General features: G+C 60.8%; 15 protein-coding genes and 2 pseudogenes. 9 read left to right on the forward strand and 8 right to left on the reverse strand.

Annotated elements, in window-relative coordinates; genetic code table 11:
- The first annotated feature begins 28 nt into the window (after nucleotides 1-28).
- From ASD36_RS28540 to ASD36_RS30865, 6 genes and pseudogenes are all read left to right on the forward strand, one after another.
- On the forward strand, nucleotides 29-892 hold the full coding sequence (locus ASD36_RS28540; protein WP_162252469.1) for an ABC transporter substrate-binding protein: 864 nt from the start codon (nucleotides 29-31) through the stop codon (nucleotides 890-892).
- Between the two features lie 22 nt (nucleotides 893-914).
- Nucleotides 915-1,700: a GntR family transcriptional regulator gene (locus ASD36_RS28545; protein ID WP_060509451.1), complete on the forward strand. Its 786-nt coding sequence runs from the start codon at nucleotides 915-917 to the stop codon at nucleotides 1,698-1,700.
- A gap of 27 nt (nucleotides 1,701-1,727) precedes the next feature.
- Complete coding sequence (locus ASD36_RS28550; protein WP_060509454.1) at nucleotides 1,728-2,468, forward strand: BtpA/SgcQ family protein; 741 nt, start codon at nucleotides 1,728-1,730, stop codon at nucleotides 2,466-2,468.
- Nucleotides 2,465-2,977: an ureidoglycolate lyase gene (locus ASD36_RS28555; protein ID WP_060509456.1), complete on the forward strand. Its 513-nt coding sequence runs from the start codon at nucleotides 2,465-2,467 to the stop codon at nucleotides 2,975-2,977. The genes ASD36_RS28550 and ASD36_RS28555 overlap by 4 nt, the downstream gene beginning before the upstream one ends.
- Nucleotides 2,974-3,906: a carbohydrate kinase family protein gene (locus tag ASD36_RS28560; protein ID WP_060509458.1), complete on the forward strand. Its 933-nt coding sequence runs from the start codon at nucleotides 2,974-2,976 to the stop codon at nucleotides 3,904-3,906. The genes ASD36_RS28555 and ASD36_RS28560 overlap by 4 nt, the downstream gene beginning before the upstream one ends.
- 87 nt (nucleotides 3,907-3,993) lie before the next feature.
- A pseudogene (locus ASD36_RS30865) lies at nucleotides 3,994-4,095 on the forward strand (IS5/IS1182 family transposase); the annotation flags it as partial.
- A 163-nt stretch (nucleotides 4,096-4,258) separates the two neighbouring features.
- Here ASD36_RS30865 and ASD36_RS28565 read toward each other — a convergent pair.
- The 3 genes from ASD36_RS28565 to ASD36_RS28575 form a co-directional block, all read right to left on the reverse strand.
- The gene (locus ASD36_RS28565; RefSeq protein WP_060509460.1) at nucleotides 4,259-4,705 is read right to left on the reverse strand and encodes a DUF2721 domain-containing protein; all 447 of its coding nucleotides are present in this window, start codon (nucleotides 4,703-4,705) and stop codon (nucleotides 4,259-4,261) included.
- A 370-nt stretch (nucleotides 4,706-5,075) separates the two neighbouring features.
- On the reverse strand, nucleotides 5,076-5,660 hold the full coding sequence (locus ASD36_RS28570; protein WP_156393929.1) for a hypothetical protein: 585 nt from the start codon (nucleotides 5,658-5,660) through the stop codon (nucleotides 5,076-5,078).
- 47 nt (nucleotides 5,661-5,707) lie between these two features.
- On the reverse strand, nucleotides 5,708-12,541 hold the full coding sequence (locus ASD36_RS28575; protein ID WP_060509463.1) for an autotransporter outer membrane beta-barrel domain-containing protein: 6,834 nt from the start codon (nucleotides 12,539-12,541) through the stop codon (nucleotides 5,708-5,710).
- A gap of 286 nt (nucleotides 12,542-12,827) precedes the next feature.
- Here ASD36_RS28575 and ASD36_RS28580 point away from each other — a divergent pair, with 286 nt between their 5' ends.
- Nucleotides 12,828-14,276 (forward strand): HAMP domain-containing sensor histidine kinase, encoded by a 1,449-nt coding sequence (locus tag ASD36_RS28580; protein WP_060509465.1) that lies wholly within the window; start codon nucleotides 12,828-12,830, stop codon nucleotides 14,274-14,276.
- Nucleotides 14,273-14,968 (forward strand): response regulator transcription factor, encoded by a 696-nt coding sequence (locus ASD36_RS28585; RefSeq protein ID WP_060509467.1) that lies wholly within the window; start codon nucleotides 14,273-14,275, stop codon nucleotides 14,966-14,968. The genes ASD36_RS28580 and ASD36_RS28585 overlap by 4 nt, the downstream gene beginning before the upstream one ends.
- A 93-nt stretch (nucleotides 14,969-15,061) precedes the next feature.
- Here the strand turns inward: ASD36_RS28585 and ASD36_RS28590 are convergent, their stop codons facing one another.
- From ASD36_RS28590 to ASD36_RS28605, 5 genes and pseudogenes are all read right to left on the reverse strand, one after another.
- Complete coding sequence (locus ASD36_RS28590) at nucleotides 15,062-15,496, reverse strand: hypothetical protein (protein WP_060509469.1); 435 nt, start codon at nucleotides 15,494-15,496, stop codon at nucleotides 15,062-15,064.
- A 198-nt stretch (nucleotides 15,497-15,694) separates the two neighbouring features.
- Nucleotides 15,695-15,853: pseudogene (locus ASD36_RS31625) on the reverse strand (IS6 family transposase); the annotation flags it as partial.
- Between the two features lie 27 nt (nucleotides 15,854-15,880).
- Nucleotides 15,881-16,663: a sulfite exporter TauE/SafE family protein gene (locus ASD36_RS28595; RefSeq protein ID WP_244489882.1), complete on the reverse strand. Its 783-nt coding sequence runs from the start codon at nucleotides 16,661-16,663 to the stop codon at nucleotides 15,881-15,883.
- A gap of 4 nt (nucleotides 16,664-16,667) precedes the next feature.
- A complete protein-coding gene (locus ASD36_RS28600) occupies nucleotides 16,668-17,546 on the reverse strand; it encodes an MBL fold metallo-hydrolase (protein WP_060509474.1) in 879 nt (292 codons plus the stop codon).
- Nucleotides 17,533-19,029 carry an aminotransferase class V-fold PLP-dependent enzyme gene (locus tag ASD36_RS28605; protein WP_060509476.1) on the reverse strand — a complete coding sequence of 499 codons (1,497 nt, stop codon included), beginning with the start codon at nucleotides 19,027-19,029 and terminating at the stop codon, nucleotides 17,533-17,535. The genes ASD36_RS28600 and ASD36_RS28605 overlap by 14 nt, the downstream gene beginning before the upstream one ends.
- 99 nt (nucleotides 19,030-19,128) lie before the next feature.
- On the opposite strand from ASD36_RS28605, the gene ASD36_RS28610 reads away from it, so the two are divergent.
- Nucleotides 19,129-19,611 (forward strand): Lrp/AsnC family transcriptional regulator, encoded by a 483-nt coding sequence (locus ASD36_RS28610; protein ID WP_060509478.1) that lies wholly within the window; start codon nucleotides 19,129-19,131, stop codon nucleotides 19,609-19,611.
- Nucleotides 19,612-19,943: the final 332 nt, after the last annotated feature.

A 19,943-nucleotide genomic window follows, 5' to 3' on the forward strand; every position in this document is an offset into this window, starting at 1 on the left:
CCACAGTTCAACAATGGGAGAAGAGAAAATGAAACGACTGCTACCGATGGCCCTGGCGCTCGCCTCAGCCACGTTCCTTAGCCTTGCCGCAAGCGGCGCGGTCCACGCCGCCGCCGACGAAAAGCTGGCGGCCGCCGTGCCGGAAGCCGTGCGCACCGCCGGCAAGCTAAACGTCACGATCAGCCTTGCTTATCCACCGATGGAATATAACGACGCTGGTTCGACGGAGCTGAAAGGCTTCGACATTGATCTCGCCAAGGCCATCGCCGAGCGCCTCGGCCTCGCGGCCGAGTTCCAGAACGTCGAATTCCCGCAGCTGATCCCGCAGGTCGTCACCGGCCGGTCCGACCTGATCATGACCGCATTTTCCGACAAGGTCGAACGCCAGACGCAGCTCGATTTCATTGACTATTTTAGAACCGGCAACGTCTTCTATTCGTCCGTCGATCATCAGGCCGAGATCAAGACCGAGACCGACCTCTGCGGCAAGACCGTGGCTGTGGCGACCGGCACAAGCTGGGTCACCTGGGCGGAAGAACTCGGCAAGTCCATTTGCCCCGCCGACAAGCTGATCACCGTCATCCAGATCCCGACCCAGGCCGAACACATCATGCAGATCCGCCAGGGCCGCGCGCAGGCCTCGGTGATCGGCCTCGAAGGGCTTCTCGACCTGATGAAGCAGGAACCGGGAAAATTCTACCAGATCGGCGACGTGGGCGACGTCAACCATTACGGCATCGCCTTCGCCAAGGCGAATGGCGGTCTGCGTGATGCCGTGCTGGCCGCGCTCGACGCCATGAAGGCAGATGGGACTTATACACAGATCCTTGACCGTTACGGCTTGAAACAGGCCGGCGTGGAAGAGTTCAAGATAAACGGTACCACGAAGTAACGGAACCGTTCGGGAGCCTGCCTTGACCCACCCCTCCATACCAGACGCCTCCATCGCAACAGACGAACGCTCCGATGACAGACTGTCCCGGCTGCGCCTCGACCTCTATTCGAGCGAGCAGCTTTACCGGCAGCTTTACCGGGCATTGCGCGCCGCCATTCTCAGCGGTGATTTCTCCGAGGGGGAAGCCATTCCCTCGGAAAACCAGTTGCGCGACCAGTTCGGCATCGCCCGAACGACGGTGCGCAACGCGATGGCGCTTCTGGTGTCGGAAGGGTTGGTTCAGCAGGTTCGTGGCCGGGGCACGATCGTTTCGCATCGGCCGATCAGCCACAATATCTGGAATTTCGGCAGCTTTACCGAACTGGCGCGCCGGCAAGGCCTGCGTCCGGTTACGCGGGTACTCGAACACCGGGTGGAAAACGGTGAACTGCTGCTGGTGCGTGCGCGCGGCCTTGCCAATGATGAAACGATAAACTGGCTGAACGTCGATAGATCTCGGTTGGATCTTGCCCTTTACCCCGGCATCGACCGCAACGATTTCGCGGCGCAATCGCTCTATGAGGTATTGCGCCGCGATTATGATCGCCACCCCCTCCGCTCGGAACTGCTGCTGACCGTCGTGCCGCCGTCCGATCGCCTGCGGGAGGTCTTTGCCCCGGCACTGGATGTGCCGGGCTATCTTTGCGCCAGCGGGGATGTACTCGACGCCGACGACCGGTTGGTGGAGCGTACGTCGATCGTCTACTCGCCGGCCGTCCAGATGAAATTCGCCACCCGCTGGGGGCGTGATACCGCGCCGGCTTGAAAGCCGCGCGACGCAGGAGAACAACTTATGAGCCGTTTCGACGAGACTTTTATCAACCCAAAACCCATTCTCGGGATGCTGCATCTGGCTGGTGACGGCCCAAAGGCCAAGCTCACCCAGGCCGAGGAAGAAGCCCGCATCATGGCCGGTGAGGGAGTCGACGGTCTCGTGGTCGAGAATTATTTCGGCGATGCCGAGGATGTCGAGCGAGTGCTGGAGCGACTGTGCGGCCTTGATCTTGGCACCCGTATTGGCGTCAATGTGCTGCGGGACAACGTGCGCGCCTTCGCACTCGCCAAGCGGTTTCCGGTCTCGTTCATCCAGGTCGATTCCGTCGCCGGTCATCTGCCGCTGGAACAGGATGCGCCCTTCGCCGCCGATCTCGCCGCGCATCGGGAAAGCGTTTCAGCGCTGCTGCTCGGCGGCGTCCGGTTCAAATACCAGCCGATCCTGTCGGGACGGCCCGAAGAAGAGGACGTCCGTATCGGCGCATCCCGTTGTGACGGCCTGGTAGTGACCTCGGACGCGACCGGCCAGCCGACCGACATGGACAAGGTGGCACGCTTTCGCACCGCAACCGGCGGGACCGTCCCGCTCCTGATCGGCGCCGGCCTGACCGAAACCAACGCCGCCGAACAACTGGCGTATGCAGATGGCGCCGTCGTCGGCAGCTGGTTCAAGCACGACCACAAGGATACCGGCCGCGTCGAGGCCGCCCATGTCGCCCGTCTGATGCGGGCTGTTCGCGCCACAAGGCATGCCGCATGAGCGCGCCGGATACCATTGTCGCTCGTCCGGTAACGCCCGAGAATTTTGCCCGTTTCGGCAGGGTCTACGATCTCACCAATGATACCGACCCCAAAGCGATCTGGACCGCCGGCGACGGCTGGAGCGATGGTTTTACCAAAACATCGCTGATCGAGGGTTCCGGCCATCTTGGGGTGACGCGTGGCGGCGGCGCCCCGTGGAACTGTACGGCAATGGAACGTCATCCGGGTACCGAGGAAGCGATCTTCTGCGCTGCCCAGCCGGTCATTCTTGCCGTTGCCCCCGCATCGGACACCAATGCAGCCAAACGGGACGAAATCGAAGCTTTTGTGATTGCGCCCGGTCAGGCGGTGGTGATGCATCGTGGCGTCTGGCACGACGCTTGCCGGGGCCTTTCCGATCCTACGGCCTATTACTGGATGGCGGTTTGCGGTCTCGGCGAAAGCCCCTGGGTCCCGGTTGCAGGTGGGCCAAGGCGAATTCAAGCGGACCCGGAGGAAAATACATGACCGCCTTTTTCATCGGCGACGTGGCAATCGACGAGTATTACACCGCCGATCGCTGGCCAGGCCGGGCCGACAAGGGCATGGTCACCGAACTGCCCGCCGAAATCGGCGGCTCCATCGCCAATGCCGCCGTTGTCCATGCGGGGCTGGGCGGTGAGACGCAGTTCATCTCGTTGTTGAACGATAGCCCACTGTCACAGCGGCTGATCGCCGACCTGCGGAAGAACGGCGTCGGTGTCGATCACATGCTGACAGATCAGAGCATTCCGGAATCGCGCAATCTGATCTTTCTCGTCGACGGAGAGCATATCGTGCTGACCGTCGAAATGGGCGAGCAGCCGATGTGGCTGGCATCTGAAACTCTTGAGTCGCTGCGCCAGCCGGGCTTTCTCTACACGACGCTTTACCGTGCCCGCCGGTTGCATGCGCAAACCGAGAATGACGTCTTGAAGCAGGCAGCGCTTCTGGCCGATCTACGTCACCATGGCCGCCTCACCATCTTCGATCTCGACGTTGGTGGCTGTACGCTCGAAGACATGCCCTATCTCATTGGTGCTGCCGTCGTCATTTTCAATCAGGTTGGCTTCCGCGCCGCTTTCGGTCATGACGACATCAACCGTATCGGCGACTGGATGCGAGACCACCAGATCGGCTGGGTCGTGCGTACGCTCGCCGCAGACGGCGCCGAGGCGCGCAACAGCGAGACAGTTCTGCACACGGCGGGATTTCAGGTCGATGTCATCGACGTCACCGGCGCCGGCGACACCTTTGGCGGCACGCTGACCTGGTGTCTTACGCAAGGCCAACATTTCAACGAAGCACTCGACTTCGCCGTCGCTGCAGCCTCCCGCTCGGTCACTATCCATGGGCCGCGCAGTGGCAAGGCAAGCGTTGCTGAAGTGAACCGGTGGCGCGACGACGGATGCCGGTAGCGCCTTTTGCGCGGGTGTCCGGATTGGCGTGTTGATTTGTGTCTCCCTCAATCTGAACGCTGGATTGAGGGATGCGATGTCACATCGGCGTCACGCCGCAAGACCCGTGGCGGCCAGCACCGTTCTTCCGATCTGACGATCCGGACCGCTTTGACCCTGGGCTTGTTGTTCGGCCTGCCGCTGCGCCAAGTCGTCTCGTGCTCAGCAGTCGAAGACCGCCTTGGCTGAGTTGCCTTCAAACGAATGCTTGCCTGTGCCCCCGAAATCCGATCGCGGCAAGCCAAGGTTAGCGTAGCCCACGTCATCAAGGATCGAAATCCGCCATGCTCCAAATCCGAGCACAAACGCTATTCTAGTCCTCGAATACTCGGTCAATGCGGATCTGCCGCAACAGGTTCCGTCCGGCGATAAGCAGTTCAAACAGGAATGCAACGAGCGATCCAATGAGCGAGATGATGGCACCACCAAAGAACCAAAAGAGGTTTTCTTGGCGCAGTCCCATGGCAAGAGCGCCGGCGAGTAGATTCAAGATTGCGCCGCCGGTGCAAATGCCGGCCATCACTCCAAGTACCACCGCAACCTCAAGTGCAAGTGCCCGTCGCCGCAGATACGCGAGCTGCATTCGTGACAGCTTGCTTTGCTTGCCCCTATCCGCAACCTCGTTCAGCCGGTCCGATACTCTCCCGAGGCGAGTCGTGTAGATGCTGACAAAGCCTGCGGTACCAGCAAGCAAAAAAACTGGTGCAAGGGATGTCTGTATGACAGAGGCAAGGTCGCTGACGACAGGCGGCGTGTGCATGAGTACCTCTTAGAAACAAATTGACTGCCACGCGATAAGCGTTGACATCAGTAAATGTGATCCACGACGTAGCGCGCATCATGAGGCCGGCCGCAGGCCTGCCGGAACCGTCGGTCCGCCCGATCCGCTTGATGCAGCTTTGCATCGATAGCCTATCGACCACTTTGGGCGCCGGTCAATGCTACCTCATCATCCGGTGCCTTGACGACTTTACGCTGTGTGAATCCGACAAGCTCGGCCGCGAGCGAGCTAAAAAGCCCCCGGCAATTTCTGAAAGTATCATCCCGTCGGCCTGACGAAGCTTCATGGCGATCATTTGCGCCATATGTTTTTGCTGCTTCATCGCGGCTCACTGGCTCATGGGCATCCTTCAGGACGGACCATTTTTCAGAGCGCTGTCCAACACGGTCCAGCGGCGGGACCGACCCTTGGAACTGATGAAGTATAGGACGCCGTATGCGACAACCGTGGAATCGATAAGGAAGGCCGCAAAATAACCCGCTATCCACGGCTCCCCGAGATTACTTAAATACAGATAGACCATGAATGCCTTCTCGAGGATGCTGAATACCATGGTCTCAAATCGCAACCACGGACGGAACCCCGCGACCACCATCAGCACGCCAATTCCGAAGATCATGATTCCCCAGTGTCGCAGGGCCGGTACGCTGGAAGGCGTGAAATCGACAAGTCCACCGAGCATCGGTGTGATGAGTTTGACGTCGAGCGCAAACGGCAATGTCCCACAGGTCGCCAAACCGAAAACAATGAGAAACCATTTGATGGTTTTGGCAATGAAGGTGTCCAAAGTGCACATCGTTATCCGCCGGACGGTTGGAGGAAAAGTTAGGCGAAGGGCAATCGGCGGCCCGTCACAAGAGCGGCCGACGACAGCCGGATCCAAGGCTTCCGGGCTCTTTCCATCGCATACTTCCTCGCCTTTCGAATTCTGCATCGTGGATGCGCCATCCCCGGCGAAAGTCGCAATGGCCCTCTCTCCCGTCAGAATTTGTAGCCCAGGCGTAGCGTACCGCCGTGGCTCGTGTAGGTGTCGGAAAACGAGCCCTGGTAACTCATGCGCAAACTAAGCCCGTCATCGCTCGTCAGATCGATGCCCGCAGTCAGCCGGCCCACCACATTGGCCAGCGGCACTGCGCTGTCGAAGGTGCCGATCCCGGCCGGTGCATTGGCCAGCCGCGCTGACGTATCCCAGCTATCGACGCTGCTGAAACTCACTCCCGCGGCGGCGAACGCCCGCATGGATGTCGTCTCGCTGACCTCCACCTGTGTGCCGACCTCAATGGCCGGAGTCGCGTGGAAACTCCATTGACCAGCGCCGTCGACCAGCAGATCAAGCGCGCCGGCTCCCGACTCGCGATAGCCGTCAGCATGAGAATAGATTAGGTCGAGATCCACCAATGGCCGCACATAGTACGAGCCCTGCGCAAAGGTGTAGGCCGCACGCACACGGGCGCTGACATTGTAGATATTCGGATCGCCCTCGGCCTGACCGGCGAAGCCCGGGATACGGATCGCGCGGGTGTTGTCGTACCAGCCGTAACTGCCGGCGATGGCACCCGACAACAGCCAGGGGCCAGCCTGATGCTTGAGCGAGGCACCAGCATAGACAATATCACCGTCAGCACTGACCCTGCCGTCGTCCCCGCGGATGGCGCTGCGGTCGTAGCCGCCGGCAAAACCGACGAACCAGTCCGGCGATACCTCGACCTGGACCCCGGCTTGCATTGCATAAGTCTTGGTATTAAAGCCCGACACCCCGTCCATGGCCTTCTGATCGAGTGTCTGGGCGCCTGCCTGGCTCCATGCGCAGCTCGTCTCGGTCAGGAACAAGGTGCCGGGGGCAAACATCGGGCAGCTCAAAAGCAGGTCAAGGCGTTGCTGCGTTAACGCGATGCTGCCTGCGGCGGCCGCCCCCGAAATACCGGGCGATATATCGGAAAGGGCCGATCGGTAGCTGGCGGAAGTGTCGTCGGCGAGGGAGCCGAGCGTGCCAAATAGCGTGCCGAAGGAACCTCCGCCCATATCCCAGATCTCCTGCAGGTGATCGGCGACGTTGCTCTGGTCTTCGTTCAGCGTAAAGCCGGGTTCGGCGAAGTGTGCCGACTCCGCCGAAACCGACAGCTCGTTTCCTGCCTGGGTGATGGCGTAGTCGAAGAGTGCCGACTGGGCGCTCAGCGAATGGTCCAGGGTGCCTGCGACGGTGAGGAACGGCAGACTGATGTCAGGCAGGACGCTGATGGCGTTCACCGCGAACTTGCCGTCCAGCGTCGCGTCACCCTCGATGGTCAGACGATCCATGCGGGAGCCGGCGAAGTCGGCGGTGAGCGCCAGTATGCCGCCTGTGTCCTGCGTGAGGTCGCCTGTGATCCTTGTGGCGTCGACGCCATCAGAGTGACCGATCATCAACCGGCCGTGATTCATCACGTCAGCCTCGTAAATCTCCGCATCCGTCAACAGGCCCCCTGTCCCATTGACGATGGAGATGGCCATGTCTTGGCCGACGCGGCCCGCCTTCGGCATGGCGTCGCCGGTGGATATCTTGCCGGTCGGCGCGTCACCCTCCACGCTCACCTGGCTCACGCTGCCGCTGATCGTGCCGTAGTTGAATGCAGTCAGGGTGCTGCCCGCTGGCGACGTTCTACCGGGGGTATATTTGACGGCGATCCCTGAAGCAGCCGAGACACTGCCTCCGGCATTGACAGTCAGCAGGTTGTCCTTGCCTCCCGAGACCAAAACGCCAGCGCCATTGTCGCCGGAGCCGCCGGTCACAGAACCATCAACGGTCACGTTTATCTTGCCGTTGTTGTTCGTCCCGGCATCGCTCTGTGCGAATATGCCGATCGAATCCTTGCCAGTCGCCTGGATACTCCTGCCGGCATCAAGGGACACCGTCACATCGCCGCTTTTGCCGGTCGACGAGAGATTGCCATTGGAGCCGATGAAGGCGCCGCTCGCGTTACCGCCGAAACCGCCGCCGCCGCCGATCGACTGCGCCAGGACGCCGAAGGCGTAGTCGCCAGTCGTGATGATATCACCGTCGATCATGACGGTGACGTCGTTGCCGTCACCGTTATTGCCGGGGCTCATTCCGTTGAAAGAGAGCGAAGCACCCGAGACGCTGCCGCCAATGCCGCCGCCGCCGCCGATCGACTGGGCCACAATGCCATGGGCGGCCAGGCCTCCCGTATGGATCGCGCTGTCGTTGGTCAGATCGACCATGACGACACCACCGTCTATTGTTCCACCGCCCGCGCCACCGACGACGAGCGAGCCGATGCTGTCGGCTTCACCGGCACCGCCGATGCCGCCACCACCGCCGATCGACTGCGCGACAATGCCATGGGCCCGGTCACCATAGGTGTCCACGCTGCCGCCGTAGTTCAGATCGATTTCGCCACCACTGCCGCCGACACCACCGCTACCGCCGACAACAAGATCGATGGCGTGGCTATCGTCGTCGCCGGCCGCGTTGCTGCTTCCGGCGCCGCCGACACCACCGCCCCCACCGATCGATTGGGCCAGGACGCCGATCGAATCGTCGCCCTTGGTCTGCAGCGAAAGCCAGCTTGCCGCAGCGACTGTAATTTTGCCGCCATCGCCGCCAGCGCCACCGCTACCGCCGATGCCGCCGCCGACCGTGATCCCGCCGACTGCCTGATCGGAGCCATCGCCACCCTGACCGCCGCCACCGCCGATCGACTGCAGCAGCACACCATGCGCGCTATAACCAGCGGTAGCGATACCAGCGGTGCCTTGGTCACTGTCGAAGGTGATCGTCACCGCGCCACCATTGCCGCCGCCGCCGCCGTGACCGCCGACGCCCACGTCAATGCTTGCGGTCGCCTTGCTGCCGGACATGCTGGAGGTGCCGGCTGTACCGCCGCCGCCGCCAATTGATTGCGCGACGATGCCGTCAGCCCAGTCACCAGTGGTGGTGATGTGGCCTGCATGTGTCAGTGTAACCGTGTTGCCATGGGCGGCAGTACCGCCTGCTCCACCCACGCCAACTGAGAAATTGTATTTGCTGTCTTCGTCATCGGGCTCGTCCGAATCGTCGGACGTGGCGGACGCCATCGAACCGCCGAGCCCGCCGCCACCGCCAATGGACTGAGCCAGCACCCCGTCGGCATCGCCACCGAAAGTAGCGATATTGCCCGCTGTTTTGACGTTGATGACACCCCCGTCGCCGCCGCCACCACCGGTACGGCCGACGGAAACCGTGACGTTGGCGGAAATCTCACCGTCGGGTGCTTCCGGATCAGCCCCTTCCTCTTCGCCGCCGGGCAGGCTGGCGCTGCCCGACAGGCCGACACTGACGCCTTGCGATGTTCCGCCACCGCCGCCGATCGACTGGACGAGCAGGCCGCGGGCGCCGGAACCATTGGTCTGCACGTTGGTGCCATTCTCAAACTGCACGGTCGCGTCACCGCCGGCGCCGCCGCCACTGCCCGAGCCACCGACCCCGACATTTGCCGTGAGGTTGAAGCCGCTGCCGATCTGCTTGCTGTTGACGCTGCCAATGCCACCATTGCCGCCGCCGCCGCCGATCGACTGCACCACGACTGCATTGGCATAGTCGTCGGCAGTCGCCACCCAGGCGGTGTCGTTGAGATCGACCGTGGCAGTACCGCCGTCGCCGCCGCCGCTGCCTGAGCCACCGACCGAGACGCCGATATCGGCGCTGATCGTGTCCACCGTGCCGGCGGTCGCTGCCATCGATGACGCACTGCCGCCATTGCCGCCGCCGCCGCCGATCGATTGTGCCACAAGGCCATGCGACGACGCGCCTTTTGTGGAGATCCCGGTGTTGCCGTCCAGTGTCAGCGACACGTCGCCGCCGGTATGGGTCGATCCGCCGCTGCCGCCAACGGCCGTGGCCACGCTCATCGCCAGAGAGACGTCTTCGCCGGTCGGCACCGCCACGGTGAGTGCATCGGCAATCGAGGAACCGCCATTGCCGCCACCACCGCTGATAGACTGCGCCAGCACGCCGATCGCGTCAGTCACGTCGCCGCCGTCCTGGCCGGTCTGGATGACACTATCGGTCAGGTGTACGGCCACTTCTTGACTGTAGCCGCCGGACCCACCGGTGCCGCCCACTGCCACAGATGCCGTGAAGCCTATATCGGCGGCATAGGAGCTGGCGGAACCGCCATTGCCACCGCCGCCGCCAATCGACTGCGCCACGATGCCCGCGGCGTGCGAGCCCTGGGTCGTCAGGTACAGGCCCTGGAAGGCGACATTCACAGTGTTTGCGTAGCCGCCGCCGCCGCCGCCACCACCGATCTGGAAGCTACCGAGCCCGGCATCGCCGCCCGTGGCGTTGCCGCCATTGCCGCCGCCGCCGCCGATCGACTGCGCGAGAATGCCGACAGCGCCAGAACCTGCGGTCGCCACCGTCACGGCCTGCGGCGCTCCGGAGACTGTGGGGCAATCGCCGCCGGAATTTACATTGGTGACGCAGACCCATCCGCCGCTACCGCCGCCCGAGGCCGTGCCGCCGACGCCCAGTGCCGGAACACCCACCGACAGGTCGATCACATTGCCGCCGTTGCCGCCGCCTCCGCCGATCGATTGTGCCATGATCGCATGCGACATCTCCCCCTGCGTCGTGATCGAGCCGCCAGTCAGCAATACGTTTGCATGGCTGCCGGAGCCGCCAGCCTCGCCCGAGCCTCCGACGGTCGCGATGCCCTTCGCTCCGCCACCCGAACCACCGCCGCCGCCGATCGACTGTGCCATGATGCCGATCGCCGCGTCGCCGGCCGTGCTGATGGCGCCCGAACTCTCGACCTCGGCAGTGCCGGCATAGTTGCCGCTGCCGCCGGAACCGCCGATCGACAGGATGCCGCCCGTCATACCGGCGGCACCGCCGCCGCCGCTGATCGATTGCGCGATGATGCCGTGCGCCGAATAGCCGGAGGTGGTGATCACGCCGGAATTCTGGACACTGGCCGTCTCGGCTTCCCCGCCGTCGCCACCATCACCGCCCAGCTCGAGCGTCAGCCCATCGGCGATCCCGCCGGTGCCGCCGCTGCCGCCGATCGACTGCACCAGAATGCCGTAGGAATGCTCGCCCGAGGTGTTGATCGTTCCGCCAGCATTGTTGATGGTCGCGATGTTACCATTGCCGCCGTTACCGCCATTGCCCGCACCACCACCGAGCACGTCGGTGAAGTCGCCGCCGGTGCCGCCCCCGCCGCCGATCGAATGCAAGGTGACTGCAGCCGAAAAATCCCCAACTGTCGTGATCTGGGCGCCACTCGTCATATACGCGCCAACGGAACCGGCATCGCCACCGTAGCCGCCACCGCCGCTCGTGCCGACAACGGCCGTATCGTCGCCGCCGGTGCCGCCCTGACCGCCAATACTCCCGCCCAGCAGGCCGTAGGCCTGGTCGCCATCGGTCTTGATGGCGCCGTGGACGTTCATCTGAATCTCGCCGACGGCACCGCCGTTACCGCCCGAGCTGTCCTTCTCACCGTTTGCGCCGTCACCACCGCGCCCGCCCAAAGCCAGCGCGGCTATGCCGACAACATTGTCACCTTGGGTCGAAACCGTGGCGCCCGACTGGAGGGTCAGGGTCGAGTCGAAGGCGGAGCCGCTCCCACCGCGGCCTCCGGTCGTTGACTTCGTACCCTCGCCGCCGTCACCACCCTGACTGATCGCAACGATGCCGCCTGACAGTTCGTTCATGCCGACACCGGTGGCAACCACGGTTATATCGGAATATGTGCTGATATTGATCTGGTCACCGTCTGCGCCGTCGCCGCCATGGTCAGACGAGTCATGAGAATCCGTGCCGTCACCGCCCTGGCTCAGCGCATAGATGCCGCGCACACTGCCCGCGTCGTTCGCGTAGATGCTGATCGCGCCGGTGGATCCGTTATCGGACGGACTGTTCACGATATCGATGGAGCCGCCCGCGCCGCCCGCGCCGTTGTCGTCGCCGCCTGCTTGGCCGGTGGATTCGGCGGCAAGGCCCCAGACATAGTCCAGTCCGTTCAATGGGTTGGTCTCGCTGCCGAGATTCACTTGTCCGGTATTGGTGATATTGATGGTACCGCCGCCGCCGCCGGCACCACCCGACTGGTCGCCCGCCGCGCCGCTATTCTGTTCGCCGCCGACACCGCCCTTGCTTACAGCAAAGATGCCGGCCATGCCTCTCGACGTGTTCGAGTTGAGAGATTCTACGGCCAGCGCCCCGTAGTTGGTGATCGTTATCGCGCCTCCAGCCCCTCCAGCCCCGCCGTTGGATTTGTAGTTGTCGTTATCCCAATCCCCGTCGCCGCCGAAGCTCGTCGCCGAAATCAAGCTGCCGATCGAGCCTGGATCTGTCGAGCTCGTCAGGGTTATGGAGCCGGAATTGGTGATCGTCACGGAACCGCCCGCGCCAGCGCTTCCCTCGTCGACGCCTGCGCCACCCATTGTATAGGTCATGATGACGCCGCCGACGGATTCCGACGGCACTGTGTAAGGCAGGCTTGCGCCGGCTGTATACGAGGCCTGGGTGTCGAGCGTTATGTTCGCCCCGGGCTCGCCGTCCTTTTTATCGTCTTCATCAGCACCGCTGTCGCCCCAACAGGCGGACCACGTGTATCCATAGTCGGCCTGGCCGATTGTCTGGGTCGCGGCCCCGGTGCAGCCCGCATACGCATTGCCGGCCACGGTTGCGCCGCCGAGACCCAAGGCCAGCACCATCAGCAGACGCGATGTGTTTCGATCGGACAAGACTGCCGCCTGGTCGCTACGCCTGGATGAAGGGAGGGATGATGATCTGTGACGGATCTTTCCGGTGCGTACAACATGCCTCATGCGATGAGCCCCCCAAAAGTGAAGCGAACGATAAGGCGACAAGGACAGAAGATTCAACCGAACAAAACGATTCAATTCTGACCAAATCCTGCATGCGACGTTCGGTGTACGTTCCTTGGGATTTGCCGGTCGATGACAACCAAACATCATTCGATCAATTCAGCTGAATTCCTACAAATTCTTACATCACTTGATTATTCTTGCGTCCGAGCTCGTCTCCTGCCAGCTATATGTTGTTTTCTTACGTGACTTGCAGCAGCAGGAGCCACTGTAAAAATGCTCAAGAATGCTTGATCTCAAGACAATCCTGGTCGTTAATCTGGCGACTGCCAGCCTGCAGGCGGTCGTCTGGATTTTTGTCTGGCTTGCCTGGCGGCATCTCTACGAACTCAAGCTTCTTGCAGCGGGGTTTACCGCAATTGCCATAGGGCTTCTCTTGATGATTTTGAGGGCCGAACAACCGGCAGCATGGTCCATCGTGCTGCACAACACGGTTATCAAACTTGGTCTAGTCCTGCTCGCCGAAGGGCTGGCGCGCTTCCTGGGCCAACCCCGCCACACTTGGATCGGAATCTCGCTGCTGATTTTTCAGGTCGTGGTCTGGAGCATCGCCCTTGCCGTCGATCCGGGGAACCTTGCCCACCGCATCCACTCATCGACCCTTTTCACGATCATCATGATGTCCGTGATGTGCCTGGCGCTCCTGCGTGACCGGACACAACCCTGGCTTTTACGATGGTTTACGATTGTGGTACTGGGCGAATATATCGCAGCCAGTATAGTTCACAGCGCCATCGAGTATTGGAATCCGGCAGCGGCCCAAGACATCACGGTCCTCGACAATCGCAACGCGTGGTACCTGTTGCAGGGCGTTCTATTTCTGATCGCTCTGTTCGCCTGCCTCCTCTTCATGGTCAGTTCGCGACTATCAGCGGCCCTGCGCGAAAAGAACGACGCTTTGTCCCGGGAAGTGGTGGAACGCAGGAGCCTTGAAAAGCAATTGAGTACCAGCCTCGAAACCGAACGCGCCCTTCGTGAAGAACAGGCCGACTTCATGCGCATTGTCAGTCACGAGTTTCGGACGCCCCTGGCGGTCATCCGAAATGCCGCCGACATGATCGGCCTTGTCGGAGACCGATCGCGTGAAGCAACAATGGAACGGCTTTCCGGAATTGGTGAGGCGCTGGACCGGCTGTTCTCGCTGATTGATCGCTTCATGACGAACGACCGCGACAATGGCTTTCGACCGCAATCGATGCAGATCGGATCTCTCCTGGCCGATGTGCAGTTGCATTTCGACATGACCGGGCGGGGTGAACGGTTGCATTTCAAGACGGGCGGCGAAGCAACTTCGATTTTCGTCGATCCCGATATGCTGGCAACCGTCGTCATCAATCTCATCGACAACGCGCTCAAATATTCGCCCGAGACCCAGCCCATTCACATTGATACCCTGTCGGCACATGGCTCCGTCGTTATCCAGGTGTCTGATCGCGGTATCGGCATACCGAAAGCTGAGTTGCACAAGATTGGCCGCCGCTTCTTCCGAGCCTCGAACGCCAAGGCCGGAAGCGGGACCGGGCTTGGTCTTTACTCTTCCCGTAAGCTTCTGGCCTATCATGGCGGCGCATTGGAGTTGCACCCCCGTGAAGGAGGGGGAACGGCGGCTGTGGCGCGCGTGCCTGTGTTGAACGGAGCGACAGAGCCCGCCCTGCAAGAGGAGTTGGTGACTTGACCCGCATTTTGATCGTCGAGGACGAACAGCGGCTGCGCAAGGATCTGGTTGATTTCCTGGGATTGTGCGGTTTCACGGCCGAAGGGACTGCGACAGCAGACGGCTTGCGCCGGGCACTGGCAAATGATGAGCCACCTGACGTGATCATCCTCGATGTCGGGCTGCCTGATGGCAATGGGTTCGACCTGGCCAGCGAAATCCGCGGAACCTATCGTTGTGGAATCATCATGTTGACAGCTCTTGGCGACGGCGACGACCGTATTCGAGGCTTTGAAAGCGGTGCTGACATTTATCTCGTCAAGCACAGTACCTTGCGGGAGATCGAAGCCGCGATCCGGAGCCTGCTTCGGCGAACAGGGGATCAGGCTGATTTTGCGGACAACACGGCAGGTAAATGGGCGCTGGACAGCAGAAACTGGACCCTCACGGCGCCGAACCAGCGTTCACTCAAGCTAACGGCAACCGAGTTCGCGCTTGTCAGGACGCTTTGCAAACATGACGGTGGTGTTTGCGCGCGCAAGGAGCTGGCGGAAACCATTGCCCGCCCCAAAACCCATTTCGACAACCGGCACCTGGATGCAGTCGTAAGCCGCCTTCGCCGCAAGATAGGCGAGCAGACCAACCTGGAAGTGCCAATCAAGGTGGTCTATGGCGTTGGTTATACCTTCACAGCCCCGGCAGTCTTGCAATGAAGCTCCGGCGCGAGACCGGCGTGACACGAAGGCCGCCAAGCAGTTGCTCATCAGGCAATCCAGCGGAACTTTCACCATTTTGCCTGGTGGCTTCTACCTCGAAACGAATTTCCCCTCGTAGCGTGCGCGGAAGTTCCGGCGTTCGGAATCCTGCACAAAGCACACGAAAATCAACTCAAGATCGGAATCGCTATCTACACGCCCGAGAATGCTCAGCGTAACAACGACCGCGCCAGGATAATTTGAGCCAAGCTGGATCGCCGCCGCGGTGATCTCATTAAGCGACGGCCCGCTCTGCTGGTCGTTGCATAAATATACAGTCCAAAACTGCGCCTTCTCCCAGATGCCACGCAACGCATCGACGACTTCCTGTTTGAATTCTTCTGCGTCCATATCATTCGGCCGTGAGAAGGTATGGCCGCCGTGGACACTGAAGTAACCGTCGAATGCCGGAGTTCCCGATAGAGAAGTCTCTATTCTCTCGAACGCAGCATCTGCATCTATGAAGGTGCGAAAGAAGATGGCCATTGGCCCTCCAAATTAGGCGTAATGTCAGGTCAACCTGATTGTGATGGACGGCCATTGAGGGCGAATCTGGTTCGCAGGGTTCACGGCGAAGCTTGCCTGGACCTGAAGGAGACGTTCCTGATTGCCGGACGAACCGGGGTCATGCACGTTGTGGCGACCCTGCTCCTCTAAGAGGGATCAGATCTGATCAACCTTTCCACGCCCGAATTTCGCCACCCAAAGCCGGACCCTTTGATGCGAGACCAAGACCCCACGGGCAGCCAGCAAGCCCTCGACCATTCGCAGGCAGAGAGGTAGGCTGAAATTGAGCCACACGGCGTTGGCAATGATTTCAACGAGAGAGCAATGGTGCCACAGTGAACGGCAGGCTGGCGTGCCTTTCGATCACAATGCAGCAGCGCTTTGCCAAATCACGTAGATGCTGACAGTGAAGATGACCCAACGAAAAATAACGGCTAGTGCGGTGCGATGGCTGGCAAGATGGCCGGCCGCAATCGTCCCAACGATCCCCCCGCCCATGCCTCCGGCGATAAAGTATCCGGCCATCAGCCAATCGACATAACCCGACAGGGCATAGTTCACCGCTGTCGTGAGCCCGAACGTGCCGACGGCGAACAGGGATGTGCCGACCGCGTTGATGAGAGGCATTCGGGTCGATAGCAGCAGCCCAGGCACAATCAGAAACCCGCCTCCGATGCCAAAGAACCCGGAACCGAACCCAGTTGCGAGCGCGACCGCACCAGTTTTGCCCTGCGTTTGTATTGTCAACGAACGAGCGGTGATGTCCGCTTGGTTCTGCACATTGCGCATTGCAAAGCTGACGAACATCATCAACAGGCCAAAGGCGAACAACAGGCTCTGGCCGTTCACGAATTTACCGAAGCTAGAACCGAGATAGGCGCCGAGGGCGCCGGCAAATGCAAAGATCAGTGCGCAGCGCCACCAGACATGGCCCTTGATCGCGTGGCCGATCAGATTGAGGTAGGCGTTAACCGAGACGCAAAGCGCCCCGGTTCCGATCGCCGTATGAACGTCGCGGATGCCAACCACATAGACGAGGAGTGGCGTCGCTAATATCGACCCGCCGCCTCCGATCAGACCCAGCACGCAGCCAATCAGCGATCCGGAAGCGATTGCGAGAAGGACCTGGTGGAGCGAACCGTCCAAGTGGTCAAGCTCCCCATACCGACCCGGGAAGGGCATCGAGCGGGATCTTCAAGTAACGCCGGCCGTTCTCCTCGCAGGCAGGCAGTTCTCCGCCGCGAATATTGATCTGCAGCGCATGCAGTATGAGCTTAGGCATTGGCAAGGTTGCATCACGCGCCTCGCGCAGTCTGACAAAGTCCGTCATGGACCGGCCTGCGACATGGGGATTGCTAGCCTTCTGCTCGGCGATAGAGCTTTCCCAAAGCGCCTCACGCCCGCCTGGCCGATAGTCATGGCCAGTGAACAACCGGGTTTCCTCGGGCAGGTTCAGGATATCGTTGATCGATTTCCAAAGATCGGTGGCGTTGCCGCCGGGGAAATCCGCGCGCGCGGAACCGCTATCGGGCATGAAGAGCGTGTCGTGGATGAAGGCGGCGTCGCCAATCAGATAAGTGATCGAGGCCAGCGTATGCCCCGGCGAATGCATCACTCGAACGTCGAGATCACCGATCTTGAAGGTTTCTGCGCCGGCAAACAGACGATCCCATTGCGACCCGTCGCAGGCGAAATCCGGCCAGTTATAGATCTGCGCCCAGATTTTCTGCACGTCTCTGACATGCTCGCCGATCGCGGTGGGGGCACCGGTCTTGGCCTTCAGGTATCGCGCTGCGGAAAAATGATCCGCATGCGGATGGGTATCCAGGATCCACACGACCTGAAGGCCGTGGCTACGAACGTGGTCGAGGATGGCGTCGGCGTTGGCGGTGGCCGTCGAGCCCGACTTCTCGTCGAAATCGAGAACCGGATCGATGATGGCGCACTGGCGGGTATTCGGACAGGCGACGACATACTGAATACTGCCGGTACGGGCATCGTAGAAGCCTTTGACCTCAGGCTGCAGCATGAACGGAGCCTTTCCTGACTTCTGCTCGCGGAGAGAAGATCGCCCGGCTAGGATCGACATCGTAGTCGGCCTCGAAATCCGCAGCATCCATGGAGATCTGCGCGACCGAATCGAGAATGAACTGCACCTTGTCGTCTGGCAGCAGAACGCTGAAGTTCAGCCGAATGAACCCCGGCTTTTCGATTTCATCACCGGACAGGATGGCCTGACGGATAGTCTCGGACTGTTCGTAGTCGATCGACAGCAGCCGATGCACGTAAGGGCCGGCACAGGCACAGCCGCCGCGGGCCTGGATGCCGAACCGGTCGCTCAGCATGCGGGTCACCAGTTGCTGGTGGACATGGCCCCCCTTGCTGTTCTTCACACGGAAGGAAAAGATCGGCAGCCGATCCGGCTCCACGAGACCGAGAATTTCCAGTTGCGGCAGGCCTTTCCAGGCATCGAACGCGCGCTGCGCCAGTTCGCGGTTGCGCGCGGTCATGGCTTCGGCACCGATTGCCTCCTTGACGATGAAGGCAAGTGCTGCACGGATATCGCCGACGACATTCGGCGTGCCTGCCTCTTCGCGGGATTCAACGCTGTCGGAATAATCATGCGTCTGTGGCGAGACGAACTTGACCGTTCCACCGCCCGGCCACGAGGGTTTGTCAGTTGCCAGGCTGTCGCGGCGAAGGATCAGGATGCCCGAGGCACCTGGGCCGCCGATGAACTTGTGCGGCGAGACCACGATCGCATCGATCTCGGCGCCGGGTGCCGGCGTCATGGAAATCGGCAGGTAGGGACCGGCGCCGGCATAGTCCCAGATCATCCTGGCACCCGCGGCCTTGACCATCGCAGTGATCGCCGCGACATCACTGATGATGCCAGTGATGTTGGAGGCCGCAGACAGGCTGCAGATGGTCAGATCCGCGCCAGTGTCCTCAAGTGCAGCCTTTAGAAGCGACAGATCAGGACCGCCCTGCGGATGCTCGGCGATTTCGATGATCTCCGCGCCGCTTTCGCGCCAGGGCAGGATGTTTGAGTGGTGTTCGTAAGGGCCGATAATGACGCGGGCATGTTTGCCAGCCGCAACCATCGCGGTGACACCGAACAGTTTGACTAGGCGGTTGATACCCGCGGTCGCGCCGGAGCCGGTAAAGATCACCGCATGCTGGTCCGTCGAACCACAGAGTTCACCGATCAGTGCGCGTGCTTGCCGACGCATACGGGTCATGAAGCCACCGCAATAGGACGCTTCCGTATGGCTATTGGCGTAATAGGGGAGCACTTCCTCAAGCACGAAGCTCTCGATCTGGTGAAGCGCTCGACCCGATGCGACATAGTCGGCATAGACCAGCGGCTTGTCACCATAAGGCCCGCAAACCCTCGCCTTCGCGCCAACGAGACCATCGCGCAACTCGGCAATAACGTCCGCAACATTCAGGCTTTGACGAAACCTCGTCAGAGGAGAGCTCTGTTTCGGCACGGGTTGAGCAAGGTCCACGGTGATCTCCTGACATCAATCTATTGACGCAGATCGTATCCTGCTCCACGATCAAATAAGTCACCTATTTTTTGCCTATTTTACGAGAGAACGTGTCATATGAGCGGTGAATCATTCAAAATAGATGATTTTGATATGAAGATTTTGTCCGCCATGCAAAGCAATGCCAGCCTGTCGCAGCGTGACCTCGCCGACAAGGTCGGTATGTCCCAAAATGCGTGCTGGCGCCGCCTGCAGCGCCTTCACGCATCCGGTCTCATCCGCGGCACGCATAGTGAGATCGATCTGAAGGCTCTCGGGCTCGACCTGACCGTTTTTGTGATGATCCGCACCCGCCACCATTCAAAGGAATGGATCGATGGTTTTCGCGCCCATGTGGAACGCCTGCCTGAGGTGATCGACTTCTACCGGATCGGCGGTGACTGGGACTACCTGATCAAGGTCGTGACCCGCGGCATGTCGGGATATGACGCTTTTTACCAGAAACTCATCACGAACTTCGATCTTGCCACTGTCACCGGCTTCTTTTCGATGGAAGCGATCATCAACAATCGCCCGGCCGATTTAAGCCGACTTCGTTAAAGGTTGGCGCTGCCTTAACTTGTCGCAATTCGCGGTGAGGATTTACATCCGCGTTTCAGGCAGCGATCGGCCATAAATCCCCGGGAATCAAGCCGATTCCGAGCAGAAACCTTCTGCAATCGACCGCCCGTTGTCAGCGACAAACTCCCTCTGCTCTTCGGGGAAGACTCTCGCTCAATTCACAAATTTCCGAAACATTCGCAGATGTGACCCGCCGAAATGTTATCTCTGCATTGCCTACGGAGATCCATATTAAAATTTCCTAAAATGTTGATAACGCTGGCAATTTCGTCTCTCTATCAAATGCTCGGATGGCTCGTATGTTCGCCACG

The organism is Rhizobium sp. Root1334, assembly GCF_001426665.1.
Lineage (GTDB): Bacteria > Pseudomonadota > Alphaproteobacteria > Rhizobiales > Rhizobiaceae > Pararhizobium.